A 19742-nucleotide genomic window follows, 5' to 3' on the forward strand; every position below is an offset into this window, starting at 1 on the left:
GGGCTTGGTGAGGCGTAACCACTAGGTTACGCTTCCGGGCGTGGACCTGGTGGCAGGCGCGATCGCCGACCCCGTGCGCCGCGACATCCTGGAGATGCTGCGGGACGGCCCGCTGCCCGCGGGCGCGATCGCCGCGCGCTTCGCGATCAGCAGGCCCGCGGTGTCGCGGCACCTGCGGGTGCTCAGGGAGAGCGGGCTGGTGCGCGACGCCGCCGTCGGCAGGCGGCGCGTCTACGCACTCGACCCCGCGCCCCTGGCCGACCTCGCGGCCTGGATCGCCCGCTTCGGCGCGGCGCCTGCCTGGCAGCGGCGGCTCGACGCGCTGGCGACCGAGGTCCACCGCGCGCGCCGGGACCGGCGCGCCTGCCCGAGCGTCCCCGAGGAGAGCACGGCATGACCCCCACCGGCAGGCTGCACGGCACCGACCTGCTGCTCACCCGCAGCTTCCGCGCCCCGGCCGAGGACGTGTGGGCCAGCGTCACCGAGCCCGAGCGGACCGCGCGCTGGTTCGGCGCCTGGACGGGCGAGGCCCGGGCAGGCGGCACGATCGAGGTCCAGCTCGGTTTCGAGGACGGCGCGCCGTGGTGCGCGGCCCGGATCGAGGCGTGCGAGCCACCCCGCAGGCTCGCGCTGTCGATGAGCGACGAGGCGGGCGACTGGCGCCTGGAGGTGCTGCTGGCCGAGGCGGGCGGGGTGACCGAGCTGACGCTGGTGCACCACCTGGAGGACGTCGGCTCCGTCGGCGAGGTCGGACCCGGCTGGGAGTACTACCTGGACCTGCTCGTCGCCGCCCGTGACGGCACGCCCCGGCCGTCCTTCGACGACTACTACCCGGCGCTGAAGCCGCACTTCGAGGCCCTGCGCTAGCCCTCTCGCAAACGCAGCAGCCCCGCCCCTAGTAACCGGGGCGGGGATGCGAGTTGGCGCGTCAGCGGGCGAACTGGCCCGGGGTGCGGCCGGGTCCTGCCGGGCCGCGGTAGGCCTGGGCGATGGACAGCCACTGGTCGGCGTCGGGGCCGACGGCGGTCATGGCGAGGTCGTCGCGGTGGCGGCGGCGGGTGACCAGGAGGCAGAAGTCCTCGGCGGGGCCGGTGATGCGCTGCTCGGCGTCCTCGGGGCCGAACGTCCACAGCTCGCCGGACGGGGCGGTGATCTCCCAGCGGAACTGCACGTCCGGGGTGGGCAGCCCGCGCGACTGGTAGCCGAAGTCCCACACCGCGGTGGCGAACCAGCACAGGTGCGCCAGGCGGTCGGTCGCCGGGCGGCGCACGCCGAGCGCGTCGGCGATGTCCTGGCCGTGCCCGAACAGCTCCATGAAGCCCGCGCACGCCAGCACGGCGGGCGGCAGCGGCCGGACCAGCCACGGCACGACCTGGTTGCCCGGCACCGCGGCCAGCGCCTTGATGGCGGTGTCGCGCTCGTCCTGCCACCGGCTGAACAGCACCGACGACGGCCCCGGCAGGTAGTCGGCCAGCGCGGCGTTGACCGCGCCCTCGAAGTCCTTGGCCGCGGGCGCGGTGACCGCGGCGAAGGTCGCCGCGTCGGTGGCGGCCAGGCCCGCCAGCCGGAAGATGAACGACAGGTGGGCGACCTGGTGGCCGACCGTCCACCCGGGAGCGGGCGTGGGCCGCTCCCACCCGGCCTCGTCCAGGCCCGCCAGGAGGCCGTCGAGCACCTCGGCCTCGGCCGTCAGATCGGAAAAGACGTCTCGCTGCTCGGTCACGCGGCTGTCCTCCCTCGACTGTCCGCCACCCGTCGCTACACCGGACAGGGCGCGGTTCCACGATGCCCCCGCGCCCCCGGGCCTGTCGTCTCCACCAGTGCGGGCAGGCTCGGAGTTGCTTGCCGCACAAGGCCATTCCCGCACGGTGGGAGTGGGGCACCGGCCTGGTGTGACCCATGCTTGATCCGTAACCATCGACGTGCACGGGGGCCGGGGCGGTGAGTCGTGAGCAGTGATCGGGTCAGCGCCGCGCCGCTCGCGCTGCCGCCTGCCCCCGTCGACGCGGCCCTGGCCTGCCACCGGGCGGGCGCCAGGCACACCGTGGCGCGGGTGCGCGCCGCCCTGCCCGACGCCGTGCTGCGCGCCATCGGCTGCTGCCTGCCGGGCGCGGACCTGCGTCCCCGCGGCCCGCTGCCCGGCGGCGCGCCCGCCGAGTACGTCGTCGAGGTCCGCGAGCGGTCCCAGGACGGCGACGAGCACACCTTCGACGTCGACGTCCTCGACCCCGCAGGCGCCCCGGTCGCCCGGTGCGCGCCGACCGTGCGCGCCGTCCCCCGGGAGGTCGCCGCGTGGCACCCCGTGCTGCTCGGCAGCCACCTGGAGCGCGAGGTGGAGAAGGCCCTCGGCCGCCGCATCGCGGTCGCCGTCGAGCCGGACCCGCCGGTCGGCGACCGGCGCGCCCAGACCGACCTCGCCGCCAGCCGCGCGCTGGGCAGGCCCGTGCGCGTCCGCCACCGCCCCGACGGCAAGCCCGAGCTGGACGGCGCCGCGGTGTCGGCATCGCACGGCGCGGGCGTGACGCTGGTCGTCGCCGGGCCCGGTCGGCTCGGCTGCGACGTGGAGACCGCCGTCGAGCGCGACGCCCACAGCTGGGCTGGCCTGCTCGGGCGGCCCCAGCTGCCCGTGCGCGACCTGATCGCCGCCGAGGCGGGGGAGTCCGCCGCGGCGGCGGGCACCCGGGTCTGGGGGGCGCTGGAGTGCCTGCGCAAGACCGGCTCGGTGACGCAGGCGCTCACCGTGGACCGGGTCGGGCCTGCGGGCCGGGTCGTGCTGTCCGCCGGGGACTCCCGGATCGCCACCTGGGTGACCACCACCGCCGACCTCGCCGCACCGGTGGTCTTCGCCGTCCTGTCGGGAGAGGAGTGATGGGCACGCCATGGCCGGGTACTTCGAGATCCGCCACACCGTCGGGTTCGAGGAGACGAACTTCGTCGGCAACGTCTACTACGTCAACTACCTGAGGTGGCAGGGCCACTGCCGCGAGCGGTTCCTCACCGAGAAGGCGCCCGGCGTGCTCGCCGAGATCATGCACGACGACCTGAAGCTGTTCACGCTGAAGGCCGACTGCGAGTTCTTCTCCGAGATCACCGCCTTCCACGACCTGTCGATCCGGATGCGGCTGGAGGAGCTGACCCAGACCCAGATCGAGTTCGGCTTCGACTTCGTCCGGCTCGGCCCGGACGGGCAGGAGACCCTGATCGCCAAGGGGCGGCAGCGGATCGCGTGCATGCGCGGGCCCAACAACGCCACCGTCCCCGCGCGGGTGCCCGCCGAGCTGAAGGCGGCGCTCGCGCCGTACTCCCGAAACCTCGTAGGCCAGCGGACTGGAGGCTGACATGGCCGATCGCCACCTCGCGCCCGTGCCGTCCCCGACCCAACCCCCCGCGCCGTCGCCTGCGGAGCTGCGCGACGTGATGTCCCACTTCGCCACCGGCATCACCGTGCTGACCGCCGGGGGAGAGCACTGCAACGGGATGACGGCCAACGCCTTCAGCTCGGTCTCCCTCGACCCGCCGATGGTGCTGTGCTGCGTGGCGCGCACCGCGCACATGCACGAGTCGATCCTGCGCACCCGCCACTTCGGGGTGAACGTGCTCAGCGCCGACCAGGAGCACATCGCCCGCTACTTCGCCAGCCGCGACCGCCCGCGCGGCATCGCCCAGTTCGCCAGGGTGGAGTGGTTCCCGGGCCGCCGCACCGGCTCGCCGCTGCTCAAGGGCTCCCTGGCCTGGCTGGAGTGCGAGCTGGCCGAGGTCTACCACGGCGGCGACCACTCCATCTTCCTCGGCACGGTCCTCGACGCCGCCCGGCGCGGCGGCGACGCGCTGCTGTTCTTCGGCGGCGGCTTCCACCAGGGCCTGCCGTCCCCGCACAGCGCATAGCCGCCGACCCGGCCGCTCCGCCCGCGATCCCCCGACGGATCGCGGGCGGAGTCGTCTGCGTGCCGGAGCTGCGGCGAAAGGGCTGATCAGGGCGGCCGATCGCGGGCATGCCAAACCCGCCGTCCGGCGGAATCTCCGGACGGCGGGCGCACTGGGCAACCGCGACATCTGCCCGCGGGGCGGGGGCTAGGCGTACAGTGGGGGGCCGGAGGTGGCCCTTGTCCGGGTCCGACGGACAAGGACCACCTTCGGTGCGTCCACTACTTGAACGACAGCGTGACGCTCAGGCCGTTGCCGCTCGCCTCGCTGGCCGCGACCGCGCAGACGGCCGTGGCGCAGTCGACCACGCCCACCGGGGTGCCGTCGAGCCGGAAGGCGTCGAAGGTCTTCTTCACCGCGAGGGTGGCCGTGGCCGCGCCGCTGGCGTTGGTGGTCACCTGCAGCGGGTCGCCCGCGGGGCAGGCCGCGTCGCCGCCGACCGCCGCGCACTGGCCGATGAACACCGTGGTGTTCGGCGTGAAGCCGGTGACCGACACCGACACGGTGTCCCCGTGGGAGAGGCCGGTGGCCGGGGTGACGTTCAGCCCCGCCGCGGCCGGGGCCGCGCTCGCCATCGGCTGGAAGGCCACCGCCAGGCCGAGGGCCAGGCCCGCGGCGGCGCCGAAGCGGGCGGCGTTCTTGGCCTTGTTCGCAACGCGCATATCTCGCTCCTCGTGGTTGGGGATTCTTGATTTCGGGGAGAACCGGTGTCCGGTATCCCGTCCGGGTGGACTGTGTGTCATTCACCCACTACCAATAGTACAGAAAATCACGGGTGGGACCAGAGATTTTCATGTGATCCACCTCTCTCGTTCCTGGTCGTTCACTAATGGGAATCAGCAATGCCGTGCGAATGCGCACGAAAACGTGCGCCGGGGTGTTCTGGCGCATTTCGTGGGCGATTTCGCGCGGCGGGTCGCCGCAGGCGGTCAGCCGCGTAATCGCGGCGGGCGAACGGCCTCGGCCAGCAGGAAGGCGTGCGGTCGTCGGGAATGCACCCTGGCGCTCCTCACCATGCGGATTGCGCCCCCCAGTCGTCTCGTGCGCGAGACAGGGCGTCTTCCCACAATGCCATCCGGTGGGCGCCTGCGTCTTCTCCTCCATTGCGCCGACGCCATTGTGTGACATGTGGAATGGGCACGAAAGGAGTGGACGGGTGGGCGTGAAAGAGTGGACGGGCCGGGCATGGGAGAAGTGGGCGGGCGGGCATGGAAACGGCGGCGGTGCGGGAGCCGGTCGCCGATCGCGCTCGATCGGGACGTGCGGCTCCCGCACCGCCGCCGGTGGGGAAATGTCGAATGCGGCGCCGGGTCGACCCGGCGCGGCTGGTGGCTGCTACTCGCCCTTGACCGGCTCGTAGTAGGCCACGATGACGCCGGACTTGGTGGTCTTGGACTCCACGAAGGTGAAGGTGTGCTCGCTGCCCTCGCGGCCGAGCAGGCCCTCGGGCTTGGTCGCGCCCACGAAGTGCGGGTGGATCCAGACCTCCAGCAGGTCGAGCAGCTTGTGCTCCAGCAGCGCGTGGGCCAGCTGGCCGACGCCGCAGATCATGATCTCCTGGCCGTCCTGCTCCTTGAGCTTGGTGACCTCGGCGACCAGGTCGTCGCCCTTGATGATGGTGGCGGGGCCCCAGGTGGTCTCCTCCAGCGTGGACGAGACGACGTACTTGGGCAGGCTGTTCATCCGGTCGGCGTACTCGTCGCCCTGCATCTCCGGCCACGCCTCGGCGAAGCCGACGTAGGTCTTGCGCCCGAGCAGCAGGGCGTCGGTGGCCCACAGGCGGTCCTTGGCGATCACGCCCGCGTCGTCGTCGAACCAGGGCATCGACCACTCGACCGGGTCGATCACACCATCGAGCGACACGATGGTGGTGGCAACGATCTTCCTCACTGGACCCTCCGGGTGTTCTCTCGGCTGTCTCGGCAGGCTCTGCGCCGAACGGGAAGCGCGGGAGCCGTGTCTGCCGCGCGGTCCGCACGGCGTCTCCCCCTGGCATCGGAACGCGCGGTGCGGCTCACCGCGTGCGCGATGAGTCCCCCTGCACGGTGGAAGCCGGTTCAATCCTGGAAGCGGGGCGCGGTGCGGCGCATCTTCCGGGTTGCTCTCCAGGTGGGTATCACCCGAAGGGGTGACGACAGGCCGATCCCCGGCGCGGTAAAGGGGGCGAGCCCGGTCGGACCGTCCACCGTGGACGGCCAACCGGGCTCGCCGAGCAGGTCAGAGCGCGGCGGTCGGGATCCCCGCCTTCAGCGCGCGGCCGCCGATGCGGGCGGCGGGCCGTTCGACCAGGTAGTAGCTCACGGTCGCCAGCACGATCGTCCCGGCCAGCACCTGGACCAGCAGCCACAGGCCGGTGATGCCGGGCATCAGCATCGGCTCGGTGCCGAACATGCTGCCCATGCCCAGGGCGAAGTACAGCATCGGGAAGTGCCACAGGTAGACCCCGAAGGAGATCTTCCCGAGGAACGTCGACACCGGGTTGCACAGCAGCCCGTCGATGACCCGCGAGCGCACGCCGGGCGCGATCAGCGGGACCATCACCAGCACGGCGAAGGCCAGGAACAGCACGTGGTCCATGATGGCCTGCGACATGGGCGGGTAGTTGCTGGTGCCCGCCACGGTGAACGGCTTGACGCAGTTGAGCAGGAAGACGGCGAACGCGCCTGCCCACCAGGCCAGCGGGGAGCGCACGGCCGACCGGTAGATCGCGGGCTGGTCGCCGGTGACGTCCTGGTACGCCGAGAGCGCGCCGAACATCATGCCGATGGCGATGAGGCCGATGTACCCCGGGGGCCAGAAGGACTCGATCGGGTACTCGCCCATGAAGGGCAGGTGGATGTAGACCATCCAGGCCGGGCCGACCAGCACGACCGGGGCCAGCGACCACAGGATCCGCCGCAGCTGCCGCCGCGGGTCGTCGACCCGGGCGCGGTGGATCAGCCAGGCGCCGAGCGGGAGCAGCAGGTAGAAGATGACCTCGGTGACGACGCTCCAGGTGATCTCCAGCCCGGGGGTGAAGGTGTCGACGTCGACGAAGTACTGCAGCATCACCAGCGGCCGCAGGACATCCCAGAAGCTGTCCACGTACGTGGCGCCGATCAGCAGCAGCGACACCGCCACGACCAGCCAGTACATGGGCAGGATGCGCAGCAGCCGCCGGGCGAAGAACTTCTTCAGCGCCGGGGTCTGCGTGCCCGCCAGCGTCGCCCTGGCGAACGGGCGGTAGAGGAACAGCCCGGACAGCAGGAAGAACGGCGCCAGCACCACGGTCGCGCCCGTGGTCAGCCAGCCGAGCACCGGCACGCCCTCCACGAGCCCCTCGACGGCGGTGACGCCCGCGTAGAAGGACGTGTGCAGGTACAGCACCCCCACCGCGGCGAGGCCGCGCACCCCGTCCAGCGCCGGTGCGCGCCGCCGGGGCGGTTCCTTCCGTTGTAACTCCCCGTCCGGGGTACCCACCAACTCAGCGACCATTGACCTGCTCCTCCCGAGGGACGGGACTACACACTGTGTTTGCAGATTCAAGTCGCTTCACCCTGTCGGGGGCATCTTCTGCCGTGCCTGATCATCCCGTCCGGACGGTCAGAGCAAGATCGCGTATTCAGTTCCGCCGCCGATGCGCCGAAGGGCCCCGGGCACCCGGCCGCGGCCGCCCGGGAGACCCCGGGAACGACCGAGACCGCCACGGCGTCGGCCGTGGCGGTCTCATGCATCGTTCACCGGGCGGTCAGCTGATCTCCACCTCCGGCACGTACCGGATCCACTTGCCGCCCGCGGCCCGGAAGGCCGTCTCCTTGGCCATGATCTCCTCGGCGTGGTTCCACGCGAAGAGCAGGGCGTAGTCCGGGTACGGGTCGGCGAAGTCGGCGGGCGGGCGCACCGGCAGGTGCGCGCCCGGGACCAGCAGGCCCTGCTTGGCCGGGGTGGAGTCGACCACGAACGGCACCAGGTCGGTGCCGATGCCGCAGTAGTTCGTCACCGTCGAGCACTTGGCGGGCGCGCCGTAGCCCACCACCCGCTTGCCCTCGGCCGCCAGCTCGCGCAGCAGCGCGACCAGGTCGGTCCTGATCCGCTCCACGTCCTGGCCGAACGCGGCCAGCCGCGACGGCTCGTTGAGCTTGTTGGCCTCCTCCTCGGCCAGCAGCGCGGCCAGCCGCGCCGACGGGGTGCGCGCCCCCGGCCGGGCCACGGTGTAGCGCACCTGGCCGCCGTGCATGGCGATGCGCTCGGTGTCGACCAGCTCGAAGCCGAACGTCGCGGCCATCGCCTGCACCGAGGTCGCGCTGAAGTAGTAGACGTGCTCGTCGTAGATCTGGTCGAAGGCCATCCCGTCGACGATCGTCTCCAGGTAGGGCTCCTCGAACACGAAGATCCCGTTCGGGCCGAGCAGGGCGTCCAGGCCGCGGAAGACCGAGTCCATGTGCGCGATGTGGCAGATGGTGTTGGCCCCGAAGACCACGTCGGCCGGGCCGTGCTCGGCGCGCACCGCCTTGGCCGTGTCCTCGTCGAAGAACGCCGAGAGCACCTCGACGCCCTTGCCCCTGGCCAGGTCGGCGACGTTGCCCGAGGGCTCGACCCCCAGGTGCCGCACGCCCGCCTCGGCGATGGTGGCCAGCATGACCCCGTCGTTGCAGCCGATCTCCACGATGAACGGGTCCGGCCCGGTCAGCTCGTGCTCCAGGAAGTGCCTGGCGTCGGCGGCGAAGTGCTTGCGGTGGCTGGCCGAGCCGGAGGCGTGGTAGCGGTAGTCGGCGTGGTAGCGCAGCTCCTGCGGCACCACGTCGGTCAGCTGCACCAGCGTGCAGCGCTCGCACGCGCCCACCGCGAGGCGGAACAGGGGTTCGCGGCCGACCTCGTCGGACCGCAGCAGCCCGTTCGCGGTCGGCTGGTCGCCCAGGTCCACGAACTCGCGCACGGCGCCGCCGCACACCCGGCAGTTGGTTTCCATCGCGTCCTCGCTCCTGTCTCGGGGGTCACTCGGCGCCGCTGTCGGGCAGGTCGAGCCACCACTGGCTGGCCCGGGCCCACTCGATGGTCTTGATCAGCCCGTCGCGCAGGTCGGTCGTCGGCCGCCAGCCCAGCACCCGGCCCGCCTTGGCGTTGTCCGGCACGCGCCTGCTCAGGTCCTCGTAGGACGCCCCCAGGTGCGTCGCGGTGTCGATGTCGACCACCTCCGCCGCCCCGGTCAGCTCGGCGATGAGGCGCACGGCGTCGCCGACGGTGGTCTCGACCATGCTGCCGATGTTGAACGCCTGCCCCACCGCGTCGGGGTGGTCGCCCGCCCGGATGGTGCCCTCCACCGCGTCGTCGACGAAGGTGAAGCAGCGGGTCTGGCGGCCCTGGTCGTAGGTGACCAGCGAGCGGCCGTTGAGCGCGCGGTGCACCGAGCGGCTGACCACGTACGCAGGCCGCTGGCGCGGGCCGTAGACGTTGAAGTAGCGCACGATCGTCGCCGCGAGGCCGTGCTGGCGGACGAAGGCGAAGGTCAGGTGCTCGGCCAGCGCCTTGCTGGTGGAGTACGACCAGCGGTCCGACGCGGTGGACCCCAGCACCCGGTCGCCGTCCTCGGGCCACGGCACGGCCGGGTTCTTGCCGAACACCTCGCTGGTGGAGGTGAGCACGACCTTCGCGTCGGCCCGGTGCGCGGCGTCGAGGACGTTGCGGGTGCCGATGAAGTTGATGTCCACCACGTCCAGCGGCCGCGACAGGTACTGGTCGACGCCGACGACGGCGGCCAGGTGGTAGGTCACGTCCGAGTCGGCGACCGCGCGGCGCACCGCGTCGGCGTCGCGCAGGTCGCCCTGCACGACCCGCACGCCCTCGCGGAGCGGGCCGCGCGGGGCGGCGGTGTCGAACACGGTGACCTCGTCGCCGCGGTCGAGCAGCCGCTGCACCAGGTGGTGGCCGACGAACCCGGTGCCGCCGGTGACCAGGACCCGCTGTGGGGTGTGCCCGCCCATGTCAGCTCGCCTCCGCCCACAGCTCGGTGACCGTCGCGCCGATCGCGGGCCCGCGGCCGATGCCCCGGTAGACCAGCCCCGCCTCGGTCAGCGCGGCGATGCGCTCGCGGGAGTAGTACGCCCGCCCGTCGAGCACCACGCACCCGGGCGCGACCGGCAGCGCGGCCAGGTCGACGTCGGCGAACTCCCGGTGCAGCGCCAGGACCGCGACGCAGTCCGCGCCGCGCACGGTCTCCTCGACCGTCGCCGAGGGGGCGATGCCGAAGGTGGGCTCGATCTTCTCCGGGTCCACCAGCGGGTCGTGCACCCGGACGGTGGCCCCGGTGCGCGCCAGCGCCCGCACGGCGTCGCGGGTCGGGGTGGCCCGCAGGTCGCCGGTGTCGTTCTTGAACGCCAGGCCGAGCACGGCGATCGTGCACCGCGCCGGGTCCTTGCCCTGGCGGCGCAGCTCGTCGACGGCCAGCCGCGCGGTGTACTCCGGCATGCCCGCGTTGACCTCGCGGTCGGCGGGCACGGTGCGGATGTCCACCCCGTAGCGCCGCGCGGTGTTCCACACCATCCACGGGTCCTTGGTCAGGCACGACCCGCCGACGCCGACGCTGGGCAGCAGGATGTTGACGTTGCCGGTGCCCTTGGGGATGGAGTTCGCCCCGGCGATCACGTCCAGCACGTCCACCCCGAACAGCGCCGAGAACTTGGCCAGCTCGTTGGCCAAGGCGATGTTGTGGTCGATCCACCAGTTGCTGGCCAGCTTGACGATCTCGGCGGCCTCCAGCGAGTCGCACGGGATCACCTCGACGCCCAGCGCCCGCTGCCAGAACCCGGCGATGTCCTGCACGCTGTCCTCGCCGTAGCCGCCGACCACGATCGGGAACACCCGCAGCTCCTTGAGCGCGGTGCCCTCGGCCAGCCGCTCGGGGGTGAACCCGAGCGCGAAGTCCACCCCGGCGCGCAGCCCGGACTTCTCCAGCTCCGGCAGCACGACGCCGCGCGTGGTCCCCGGCGGCACGGTGCTCTTGAGCACCACGACCTGCCCCGGCCGCAGGTGCCTGCGCAGGGCCCGGCAGGCGCCGCGCAGCTGCACGTCGTCGAGCGAGCCGTCCTCGCGCACCGGGGTGCCGACGGAGATCAGGACGACATCGACGTCGGCCAGCGCCGAGCTGTCCGCGGTCACCCGCAGCCTGCCCGCCTCGATGTTGCGGAAGACCATCTCGGTCAGCCCGGTCTCCTTGATGCGGAAGTGCCCGCGGGCGAGGTCCTCGACGAGGCGGGGGTCGGTGTCCACGCCCACCACGTCGTAACCGAGGTCGGCCAGCGTCGCGGCCAGGCACGAGCCCACATAACCGAAGCCGATCACGCCGACCCTGGGCTGTCCACTGTCGGACAGGAATCGCATGGGATCTCCAATCAGCAGTGCGGACGCCGGCCGGACGCCCGCCGGCACCCTCCTTATGGTCGGCGACCGCCCCGGCGAAAGCCTCTCCCCGCGTGCCCGCGCGACGCAGCGCGACCGGCTCGCACTATCGAAGGTGCCCTCCGCCGGATTCGCTGCCACCGTCAGCGGGGTGACCAGTGACAAGGAACCGGTGAACGAGCTCATCAACGTCATGCAGCCGAGCCTCGGCGACCAGGAGCTGGCCGCCGTCCGCGCGGTGTTCGAGAGCAACTGGATCGGCCGGGGCCCGCGGACCGCCGAGTTCGAGACCCGCTTCGCCGAGCACATCGGCGTGGGCCGCGAGCACGTCACGTCGACCAACTCCTGCACCGAGGCCACGTTCATCGCGATGGAGCTGCTCGGCGTCGGCCCCGGAGACGAGGTCGTGCTGCCCAGCGTCAGCTTCGTCGGCGCGGCCAACGCGGTGTGCTCGCGCGGGGCCCGCGCGGTGTTCTGCGACGTGGACCCGCACACCCTCAACCCGACCGCCGCCCACATCGAGGCCGCGCTCACCCCGCGCACCAAGGCGGTCGTGGTCCTGCACTACGGCGGGCACCCCGGCGACATCGTCGCCATCGCGCAGCTGTGCCGCGACCGCGGGGTCAAGCTGGTCGAGGACGCCGCCATCGCCATCGACTCCCGGGTGGACGGCCAGGCGTGCGGCACCTTCGGCGACGTCGGGGTGTGGAGCTTCGACCACGGCAAGATCGTGGTCACCGTGGACGGCGGGATGCTGTACCTGCGCGACCCGGAGCTGGCCGCCCGCGCGCCCAAGGTCGCCTACCTCGGCATGGAGCAGCGCAGCGGCTACGACCAGGCGATGCGCGCCCACACCCGCTGGTGGGACTTCGACGTCACGTCGTTCTCCCGCCGCTCGACCACCAACGACGTGCTCACCGCGATCGGCAACGTGCAGCTGAGCAGGCTGCCGGAGTTCATCGCGCGCAGGCGCGAGGTCGCCGAGCAGTACGACGCGGGCCTGGCCGACCTGCCCGGCCTGCGCCGCCCGCCCGCGCTGCCCGCCGGGCACACCACCTCGTACTACATGTACTGGGTGCAGCTGGACCCGGCCGTGCGCGACGACGTGGCCCGCGACCTGTACCAGCGCGGCGTCTACACGACCTTCCGCTACCCGCTGCTGCACCGCATCCCGGCCTACGGCGCGCAGGCCGAGCTGCCGGGCGCGGACGCCGCCGCGGCCAGCACCCTGCTGCTGCCCATGCACCAGGCCCTCTCCGACGCCGACGTGGCCCGGGTCGTCGACGCCGTGCGCGCGTCGGTGACCGCCCGCACCGCCCGCCGCGCGGCCTGAACCACCCGCGGCCGGTCGGCACACCGGCCGCGACGCGAAACGGCGCCGGTTCCCCGAGGTCTCCCTCGGCGGAACCGGCGCCGTCGTCGTCCTCAGCGGTTGTCGGCCAGCTCGACCAGGTTCGGCACGACCTGGGCCGGGCTCGGCTTGGCCAGCCACTCCTGGCGCAGGGTGTCCGCGCCCGCCTGGAACGCCGGGTCGGTGAGCACCCGCTGGAGCTGCTCGCGGATCTCCTCGACCGACTGGGTCTCGTGGTTGAGCCGGAAGCCCGCGCCGCGGTCGGCGACGTAGCGCGCGGACATCCGCGAGTCCACGGCCCGCTCGGTGTGCTTGATCTGGGCGTGCTCGCCCTCGCCGCTGACCAGCACCAGGTGGCGGTCGTCGGTGTCGCCGATGAGCTGGGGCACGCCTGCGGCCACCGCGGACCAGAAGGTGCCGCTGGAGCCGTGGCTGACGATGGCCGAGCAGGTCGGCAGCAGCTGGGTCAGCGGCACGTAGTCGACCGCGCGCACGTTGGCGGGCAGGGTGATCCCCTGCAACTGGTCGCTGTTCATCGTGGCGACGACCTCGACGTCCAGCGGGGCCACGGCCTCCAGGACCTTGGGCGTGCGCCACTCGCCCTTGAGGTAGCCGCGGGTGGACACGCCCCACGACAGCGCGATCCGCGGCCGGGCGGGCCGCTCGTAGAGCCACTCCGGCTTCAGCGAGCCGCCGTTGTAGGGCGACCAGCGCATCGGGATGCTGCCCAGGTCGCGGGACAGGCGCATCTCCGGCACCAGCGGGTCCAGCGTGAGCTGCCCGTGCACCAGCGAGTGGTCCACGGCGACGTCGTGCTGCTCGGCCAGCCACCGCACCGACTCGGTCACCGGGTCCTCGCCGAGGTCCACCCCGGCCGCGCGGCGGGCGTCGTAGAGGTCGCGGACCCAGCCGCCGTAGTCCGGGCCGACCAGCATCCGGGCGTGGGCAGCCCCGGACGCCGCGGCGATCACCGCACCGGCGGGGAACCAGGACTCCCACACCACCAGGTCCGGCCGCCACGCGCGGGCGAAGTCCACAACGGACTGGATCTCCTTCTTGGGCTGCTTGGTGGCGTAGAGCCGCAGCGCCCGCAGGAAGAACTGGTAGGTGACGTCCCAGTGGTCCTGGTCGTCGGGGGTGGCGATGCGCAGCTGGTCGGCCAGCTGCTCCATCTCGGCCAGCGTCGGCTCCCACGCATCGGCCCAGTCGGCCAGCGACATGTCGGCGGGGGTGCCGAACGACACCGGGGTCAGCCCGGCCGCGGCGATCTCGTCCACGCCGCCGCCGGGCGGGCAGGCGAAGCAGACCTCGTGGCCCTCGACCTGCAGCGCCTGGGCGAGCGGGACCATCGGGTACAGATGCGACACGTGCGGCATCCCGGTGAACATGACGCGCATGCAACGACTCCTCATCCAGCAGGCGGGCGGCCCGTGAGGAAGCCTCCCTCGGACACGGCGCATCGAGCGTCACACCGGCGCGCTCGGGCGGGCATCTCCCACGCTGCCGATCCCCCGCGCGCGGGCGCGGGAGAGCAGCACGGGAGAAGAAGACACCGCACCGCCCCTGGGCCACCCTTGACCGGTGCCCATGTCATGGCACCGGCGGTCTGGCGGTGCCGACCGAGGGAGGGACCTGCGTGGGGGCGAGCGCCACCCCGCCGAGCGAGCGGCCGCCGCTGCTGCGGACCCTGGCCGAGGACCTGCGGACCATCGTCGAGCGCGACCCGTCGGTGCGCAGCCGCCGCGAGGCCCTGCTGCACCCGGCCCTGCCCGCGCTGTGGGCCCACCGCATCGCCCACCGGCTGCACCGCCGCGGCTGGCGGCTGACCGCCCGCCTGCTCGCCCTCGTCGTCCGCGCCACCACCGGCGTGGAGATCCACCCGGGCGCGGTGCTCGGCCGCCGCGTCCTCATCGACCACGGCGCCGCGGTCGTCATCGGTGAGACGGCGGTGGTCGGCGACGACGTCGCCCTCTACCACCAGGTCACCCTCGGCGCCGTCGGCTTCCGCCGCGACGCCCTGCGGCCCGCGGGGGAGCGCAGGCACCCGGTCATCGGCGCGGGCGTGCTCATCGGCGCCAACGCCACCGTCCTGGGACCGGTCACCATCGGCGACGGCGCGGTCGTCGGCGCGCAGGCCCTGGTCATCCAGGACGTGCCCGCGGGCGCCCGCGCGCTGGCCCCCGCGGCCGTGCTGCGCGGGCGGGAGGAGCGCATGGAGGCCATCGAGCTGCTGCGGCACACCGCATCGGCCGGTTCGTGGTGAAGCGCGGACCCCATCACCCACCGACCACCGAGGAGCCAAGATGGCGCGTATCGCCGACAGCATCGCCGACCTGATCGGCGGCACGCCGCTGCTGCGGGTGCCCGTCGCGGGCGCGGCCCCGGGGGCGCAGGTGCTGGCCAAGCTGGAGTCGACCAACCCGCTGGGCAGCATCAAGGACCGCGCCGCGCTGTTCATGATGCGCGCCGCCGAGGCCGCGGGGCTGCTGCGCCCCGGCGGCACGGTGATCGAGGCGACCTCGGGCAACACCGGCATCGCGCTGGCCGCGCTGGCCGCCGCGCGCGGCTACCGCTGCGTGATCGTGCTGCCCGACAGCGCCACCGCCGAGCGGATCGCGCTGCTGGAGGCCCTGGGCGCCGAGGTCCACCTCACCCCGCGCGAGCTGCGCTACCAGGGCGCCATCGACAAGGCCGAGGAGCTGCACCGGCGCATCCCGGGGTCCTGGTTCCCCAAGCAGCACGCCAACGCCGACAACGTGCGCGCGCACCGGGAGACCACCGGCCCGGAGATCTGGGCCGACACCGACGGGGCCGTCGACGTCCTGGTGTGCGGCATCGGCACCGGCGGCACGCTGTGCGGGGCCGCGGCGCACCTCAAGGAGCGCAACCCGGCCATCACCGCCGTCGCCGTCGAGCCCGCCGAGTCGCCGCTGCTGTCCAAGGGCTACGCGGGCACGCACGCCATCCCGGGCCTCAACGGCGGCTTCGTCGCCGAGACCACCGACGTGTCGCTGATCGACGAGGTGCTGGCGGTGACCGACGAGGAGGCGCTGTTCACCGCCCGCTGGCTGGCCCGCAGGGTCGGCGTGCTGGCGGGGATCTCCGCGGGCGCGGCGGTGCACGGGGCGATCACCGTGGCGCGGCGGCCCGACAGCGCGGGGAAGACGATCGCCGTCGTCCTGCCCGACACCGGCGAGCGGTACCTGAGCGTCTGGTCGGCCGCCGACCAGGCCGACGAGCGCAGGACCGCGTGAGCGAGGAGGTACGGCCCATGGACCCAGACCGCACGCTGCTGCTGGTCGGCGCGCTGGACGAGTGGGTGGTCAAGGCCAAGGACCTGGGGCTGCGGGTGCTGGTGCTCCAGCACCCGGACAAGGTGACCGAGGTGCAGCGGCAGCACGCGGACGTGCTCGCCGAGGTGGACTACACCGAGTGGGAGCAGGTCGAGCCGGTCGTGCGCGAGCTGCACGGCACCCACGGCTTCGCCGCGGCGACCTCGCTCACCGAGCCCGGCCTGGAGGCCGCGGGCCGCATCAACGACCTCTACGGCCTGGGCGGCACCGGCTACGAGGTCACCCGCCTGCTGCGCGACAAGCTCGCCATGCGCCGCCACCTCGCCGCGCTCGACCCCGCCGCGGTCGCCGCCGCGCCGCTGGTCGAGCGGGCCGACCTCGACGCCTTCGGGGAGCGCCACGGCTACCCGTTCATCGTCAAGCCGAACAACGCCACCGCCAGCGTCGGGGTGTTCCGGGTGGGCTCGCCCGCCGACCTCGACCGCGTGTGGGCGGAGGTCTCGCGGCTGCGCGGCACCCGGACCGACCGGATCTCCAACATGTACGTCCTGCAGGACTTCCTGATGGAGGAGTACGTCGACGGCCCGGAGTACAGCGTCGAGTCGTTCAGCTTCGCGGGCAGGCACGTGCTGGTGACCATCACCGAGAAGTTCACCGACGAGGCCCACTTCGCCGAGCTGGGCCACGCGCTGCCCGCCCGGCTGCCCGAGCAGACGTGGGAGGAGGTCCGCGCCTGCCTGACCCGCTTCCTCGATGACATCGGGTTCCGCGACGGCGCGTGCCACACCGAGATCCGGCTCAGCTCGCGCGGTCCGCGCGTCATCGAGGGCCACAACCGCAACGGCGGCGACGGCATCGCCGACCTCGTCCGCGGCGCCTACGGCATCGACTTCTTCGAGCTGGCCCTGGCCTGGCCCTTCCGCATCGTCGACGAGCTGCCCGACCGGCCGGTGCCCATCGCCGCGGCCAGCAGCCGGTTCATCGTCGGCCCGCCCGGCCGGGTCGAGTCCGTCGAGGGCGTCGCGGAGGCGCGCGGGCGGGAGGGCGTGCTGGCCGTGCGGCTCAGCGCCAAGCCCGGCGACGCCGTGCGCCCGCTGCGCGACAACTGGGACCGCCTGGGCATGGTCGCGGTCACCGGCCCCGACACCGCCGCCGCCGTCCAGCGCGGCGCCGACCTCGTGGGCGACGTCATCAAGATCCGGGTGGCAGGCGCCGACGGGCGCACGCACCTGGCGCGGGTCGCCGAACCCGCCGACCGGAAGGGGCAGGCGGCATGAGCATCCTCATCCTGCACCGGTTCCCGCTGGAGCCGTTCCCGTACCACGAGTGGCTGGCGGACTACCCCGGCGACGTGGTGGTGCTGGCCGCCCGGGACAAGATCGAGCAGGCGGGCGAGCCGGTGCCGGTCGGCCACCTCGGCTACACCCACCTGGAGCTGCTGGACCGCTTCGACGACCCGGAGCTGGTCGAGAAGACCGCGTTCGAGCTGGCCACCCAGTTCCGCGTCGACCGCGTGATCACCCACCACGAGGGCGACCTGAGCACCGCGGCCCGGCTGCGCGAGCGCCTGGGCCTGCCCGGCCCGCGCCCGGCCGACGTGCTCCCCTTCCGCGACAAGGCGCTGATGAAGCGGCTGGTCGCGGGCGCGGGGGTGGAGGTTGCCGCGCACACCGTGCCGAGCACCGCCGAGGACGTGCTGGCCTTCGCCGACGAGCACGGCCTGCCGGTGGTGCTCAAGGACCGCGCCGGGTTCAGCGCCATCGGCCTGCGCATCCTGCGCGAGCGCGCCGAGCTGGTCGAGCACGCCCACGCGGTCTTCGCCGACGGCCCCCGCGACGACCTGCTGCTGGAGGCGTTCGTCCCGGGCCGGATGTGCCATGTGGACGGCATGGTCATCGGCGGGCGCACGGTGCTGGCCTGGCCGTCGCAGTACCAGTACGACCTGGCCTCCTTCGGCACCGACCGGGGCGCGCGGGTCGACCTGACGCTGGACCCCGACGACCCGCTGACCCCCCGCCTGCTGGCCGCGACCGACGACATCATGGCCGCGCTCAAGGCCGACGGCGGCGGGCTGGCCGACCACGCCTTCCACGCCGAGATCTTCCACACCCCCGACGACCGGCTGGTGCTCTGCGAGATCGCCGCCCGGCCTGCCGGGGCGAAGGTCCGCGACGTCCTGCACACCCTCTTCGGCGTCGACCACGTGCACTACACCACCCGCGCGCTGGCGGGCCTGCCGCTGCCCGCGCTGGCCGAGGTGCTGGCGGGCGGCCCGCTGCCGCAGCCGCGCACGATGGCGGGCCAGATGCTGACCATGAAGCGGCCCGGCCTGGTGAAGTCGGTGCCCGCCGCGCCCGCCGAGCCGTGGGTGGAGCGGTTCTGGGTCTACGCGAAGCCGGGCGAGCTGATCCCGCCTGCCGGGGGCTCGTCGGACTTCCTCACCGCGGTGGTCGGCTCGGCGCCGACCCGGGCGCAGTGCGAGCAGCGGCTGCGCGCCCTCGGCGAGGTCTTCGTCGCCCAGATCGACATCGAGGAGGCATGGTGAAGGGCTGGTCCACCCAGACGAGGTACATGCTCGGCATGGTGGTGGACGCCACCGGCGCGGGCATGTACCTGCCGCTGTCGCTGCTGTACTTCCACTTCGTCACCGGGCTGCCCATCGCCCAGGTCGGCGTGATCATGAGCGCCGCCGCCGTGATCGCCCTGGTCGGCAACCCGCTGACCGGCACGCTCATCGACCGCTTCGGCGCGCGCGCCGTGGTGGTCGGCGGGTACCTGGTGCGCGCGGTCGGCTTCGTGGCCTACCCGTTCGTCGACAGCGCGTGGACGATGTTCGCCGCCGTGCTGCTCGTCGCGCTCGGCGACGTGTCGTTCGGGCCGTCGATCCAGTCCTTCGTCGCCGAGATCGTCCAGGGCGCCACCCGGGACAAGCTGCTCGCCGCCCAGCGCAGCCTGCGCAACGCCGGGCTGGGCTTCGGCGGCCTGGTCGCGGGCGGCCTGCTCGCGCTGGGCAGCGACGCGGCCTTCCACGCCATCGTGGTCACCTCCGCCTGCACCTACGCCCTGGCCGCGCTGCTGATCCGCACGATCCCGAGCGCGCACGTGCGCGGGGCGGGCGCGGGCCCGGTCAAGCGCGGCTACCGGCTCGTCGCGCGCAACCGCCCGTTCCTGGCGCTGACGCTGCTGAACGTGCCGGTGGCCTTCGGCTACATGGTGCTCTCGGTGAGCCTGCCGGTGTACCTGACCCAGGAGCTGGGCGCGGCGAACTCGCTGGTCGGCGTGCTCTACGCGGTCAACACCGTGGGCATCGCGCTCCTGCAGATCCCGGTCACCCGGGCGCTGGTGCGCTACCGCAGGACGCGCTCGGTGGCCCTGGGCGTGTCGGTGCTGGCGCTGTCGTTCGTCACCTTCGCCGTGCTGGGCCTGCTCTCCACCGGCACGGTGCTCATCATCGGCGTCTTCGCCGCCACCGCGCTGTTCACCGCGGGCGAGCTGATGCACGGCGCGACCGCCTCCGCCCTGGTCGCCAGCGCGGCCCCGGAGGAGACCCGCGGCAGGCACCTGGCCGTCTACCAGCTGTCCTGGGCCGTCCCGATCGCCCTGGCCCCCGCGGTGCTGACCGGCTTGATGACCCTCTCGCCGACCGCCATGTGGCTCGTGCTGGCGGGCGGCGGGGCGGTCGCGGCCCTCGGCATGCTGCGGCTGGAGGGCAGGCTCCCCGCGGCGGCGGTGCGCGCCACCCCGGCCCCGGCCGCGCCCGCCCCGGCGGAGCCGCCCGCCGACCGCCAGGCCGCCTAGCC

Annotated in this window: 20 protein-coding genes; 11 read left to right on the forward strand and 9 right to left on the reverse strand. The window is 73.2% G+C overall.

Translation table 11 applies throughout. The annotated features are described in order from the left end of the window. The first annotated feature begins 40 nt into the window (after positions 1 to 40). The gene (locus tag ACWEPX_RS09305; RefSeq protein WP_451896612.1) at positions 41 to 397 is read left to right on the forward strand and encodes a metalloregulator ArsR/SmtB family transcription factor; all 357 of its coding nucleotides are present in this window, start codon (positions 41 to 43) and stop codon (positions 395 to 397) included. After that, positions 394 to 867 (forward strand): SRPBCC family protein, encoded by a 474-nt coding sequence (locus ACWEPX_RS09310; protein ID WP_451896613.1) that lies wholly within the window; start codon positions 394 to 396, stop codon positions 865 to 867. Before ACWEPX_RS09305 ends, ACWEPX_RS09310 begins: the two co-directional genes overlap by 4 nt. Before the next feature lie 61 nt (positions 868 to 928). Here the strand turns inward: ACWEPX_RS09310 and ACWEPX_RS09315 are convergent, their stop codons facing one another. Beyond that, entirely contained in the window at positions 929 to 1723 is a 795-nt protein-coding gene (locus ACWEPX_RS09315) for a TIGR03084 family metal-binding protein (protein WP_451896614.1), read from the reverse strand. A gap of 225 nt (positions 1724 to 1948) precedes the next feature. Here ACWEPX_RS09315 and ACWEPX_RS09320 point away from each other — a divergent pair, with 225 nt between their 5' ends. Genes ACWEPX_RS09320 through ACWEPX_RS09330 form a run of 3 tightly spaced genes read left to right on the forward strand, consistent with a single transcriptional unit; the run spans position 1949 to position 3885 of the window. Then, complete coding sequence (locus tag ACWEPX_RS09320; RefSeq protein ID WP_451896615.1) at positions 1949 to 2869, forward strand: hypothetical protein; 921 nt, start codon at positions 1949 to 1951, stop codon at positions 2867 to 2869. A 10-nt stretch (positions 2870 to 2879) separates the two neighbouring features. Next, complete coding sequence (locus ACWEPX_RS09325; protein ID WP_451896616.1) at positions 2880 to 3338, forward strand: acyl-CoA thioesterase; 459 nt, start codon at positions 2880 to 2882, stop codon at positions 3336 to 3338. Position 3339: 1 nt separating this feature from the next. Beyond that, on the forward strand, positions 3340 to 3885 hold the full coding sequence (locus ACWEPX_RS09330) for a flavin reductase family protein (RefSeq protein ID WP_451896617.1): 546 nt from the start codon (positions 3340 to 3342) through the stop codon (positions 3883 to 3885). 260 nt (positions 3886 to 4145) lie between these two features. Here the strand turns inward: ACWEPX_RS09330 and ACWEPX_RS09335 are convergent, their stop codons facing one another. From ACWEPX_RS09335 to ACWEPX_RS09365, 7 genes are all read right to left on the reverse strand, one after another. After that, positions 4146 to 4586, reverse strand: coding sequence for an enediyne antibiotic chromoprotein (locus tag ACWEPX_RS09335; protein ID WP_451896618.1), 441 nt, complete (start codon positions 4584 to 4586; stop codon positions 4146 to 4148). An 88-nt stretch (positions 4587 to 4674) separates the two neighbouring features. Further along, positions 4675 to 5028, reverse strand: a complete 354-nt coding sequence (locus ACWEPX_RS09340) for a hypothetical protein (RefSeq protein WP_451896619.1) — start codon at positions 5026 to 5028, stop codon at positions 4675 to 4677. 231 nt (positions 5029 to 5259) lie between these two features. Next, complete coding sequence (locus ACWEPX_RS09345) at positions 5260 to 5814, reverse strand: dihydrofolate reductase family protein (RefSeq protein ID WP_451896620.1); 555 nt, start codon at positions 5812 to 5814, stop codon at positions 5260 to 5262. Positions 5815 to 6141: 327 nt separating this feature from the next. Then, positions 6142 to 7398, reverse strand: coding sequence for an acyltransferase family protein (locus tag ACWEPX_RS09350; RefSeq protein WP_451896621.1), 1257 nt, complete (start codon positions 7396 to 7398; stop codon positions 6142 to 6144). 253 nt (positions 7399 to 7651) lie between these two features. Beyond that, complete coding sequence (locus ACWEPX_RS09355; protein WP_451896622.1) at positions 7652 to 8872, reverse strand: methyltransferase domain-containing protein; 1221 nt, start codon at positions 8870 to 8872, stop codon at positions 7652 to 7654. A 25-nt stretch (positions 8873 to 8897) separates the two neighbouring features. Beyond that, entirely contained in the window at positions 8898 to 9884 is a 987-nt protein-coding gene (locus tag ACWEPX_RS09360) for an NAD-dependent epimerase/dehydratase family protein (protein WP_451896623.1), read from the reverse strand. Between the two features lies 1 nt (position 9885). After that, positions 9886 to 11280 (reverse strand): nucleotide sugar dehydrogenase, encoded by a 1395-nt coding sequence (locus tag ACWEPX_RS09365; RefSeq protein ID WP_451896624.1) that lies wholly within the window; start codon positions 11278 to 11280, stop codon positions 9886 to 9888. A 169-nt stretch (positions 11281 to 11449) separates the two neighbouring features. Here ACWEPX_RS09365 and ACWEPX_RS09370 point away from each other — a divergent pair, with 169 nt between their 5' ends. Beyond that, on the forward strand, positions 11450 to 12631 hold the full coding sequence (locus ACWEPX_RS09370) for a DegT/DnrJ/EryC1/StrS family aminotransferase (RefSeq protein ID WP_451896625.1): 1182 nt from the start codon (positions 11450 to 11452) through the stop codon (positions 12629 to 12631). 92 nt (positions 12632 to 12723) lie between these two features. Here ACWEPX_RS09370 and ACWEPX_RS09375 read toward each other — a convergent pair whose 3' ends face one another. Further along, the gene (locus ACWEPX_RS09375) at positions 12724 to 14046 is read right to left on the reverse strand and encodes a nucleotide disphospho-sugar-binding domain-containing protein (RefSeq protein ID WP_451896626.1); all 1323 of its coding nucleotides are present in this window, start codon (positions 14044 to 14046) and stop codon (positions 12724 to 12726) included. A gap of 239 nt (positions 14047 to 14285) precedes the next feature. Between ACWEPX_RS09375 and epsC the strand changes: the two genes are divergently transcribed. Genes epsC through ACWEPX_RS09400 form a run of 5 tightly spaced genes read left to right on the forward strand, consistent with a single transcriptional unit; the run spans position 14286 to position 19740 of the window. Continuing rightward, a complete protein-coding gene (gene epsC / locus ACWEPX_RS09380; RefSeq protein WP_451896627.1) occupies positions 14286 to 14912 on the forward strand; it encodes a serine O-acetyltransferase EpsC in 627 nt (208 codons plus the stop codon). A gap of 40 nt (positions 14913 to 14952) precedes the next feature. Next, positions 14953 to 15903, forward strand: coding sequence for a cysteine synthase A (cysK, locus tag ACWEPX_RS09385; RefSeq protein WP_451896628.1), 951 nt, complete (start codon positions 14953 to 14955; stop codon positions 15901 to 15903). Between the two features lie 17 nt (positions 15904 to 15920). Continuing rightward, positions 15921 to 17219, forward strand: a complete 1299-nt coding sequence (locus tag ACWEPX_RS09390) for an ATP-grasp domain-containing protein (RefSeq protein WP_451896629.1) — start codon at positions 15921 to 15923, stop codon at positions 17217 to 17219. Continuing rightward, positions 17216 to 18487 carry an ATP-binding protein gene (locus ACWEPX_RS09395; protein ID WP_451896630.1) on the forward strand — a complete coding sequence of 424 codons (1272 nt, stop codon included), beginning with the start codon at positions 17216 to 17218 and terminating at the stop codon, positions 18485 to 18487. The genes ACWEPX_RS09390 and ACWEPX_RS09395 overlap by 4 nt, the downstream gene beginning before the upstream one ends. Then, on the forward strand, positions 18481 to 19740 hold the full coding sequence (locus ACWEPX_RS09400) for an MFS transporter (RefSeq protein WP_451896631.1): 1260 nt from the start codon (positions 18481 to 18483) through the stop codon (positions 19738 to 19740). Before ACWEPX_RS09395 ends, ACWEPX_RS09400 begins: the two co-directional genes overlap by 7 nt. The last annotated feature ends 2 nt before the right edge of the window (positions 19741 to 19742 follow it).

This window comes from Actinokineospora sp. NPDC004072 (assembly GCF_053604195.1).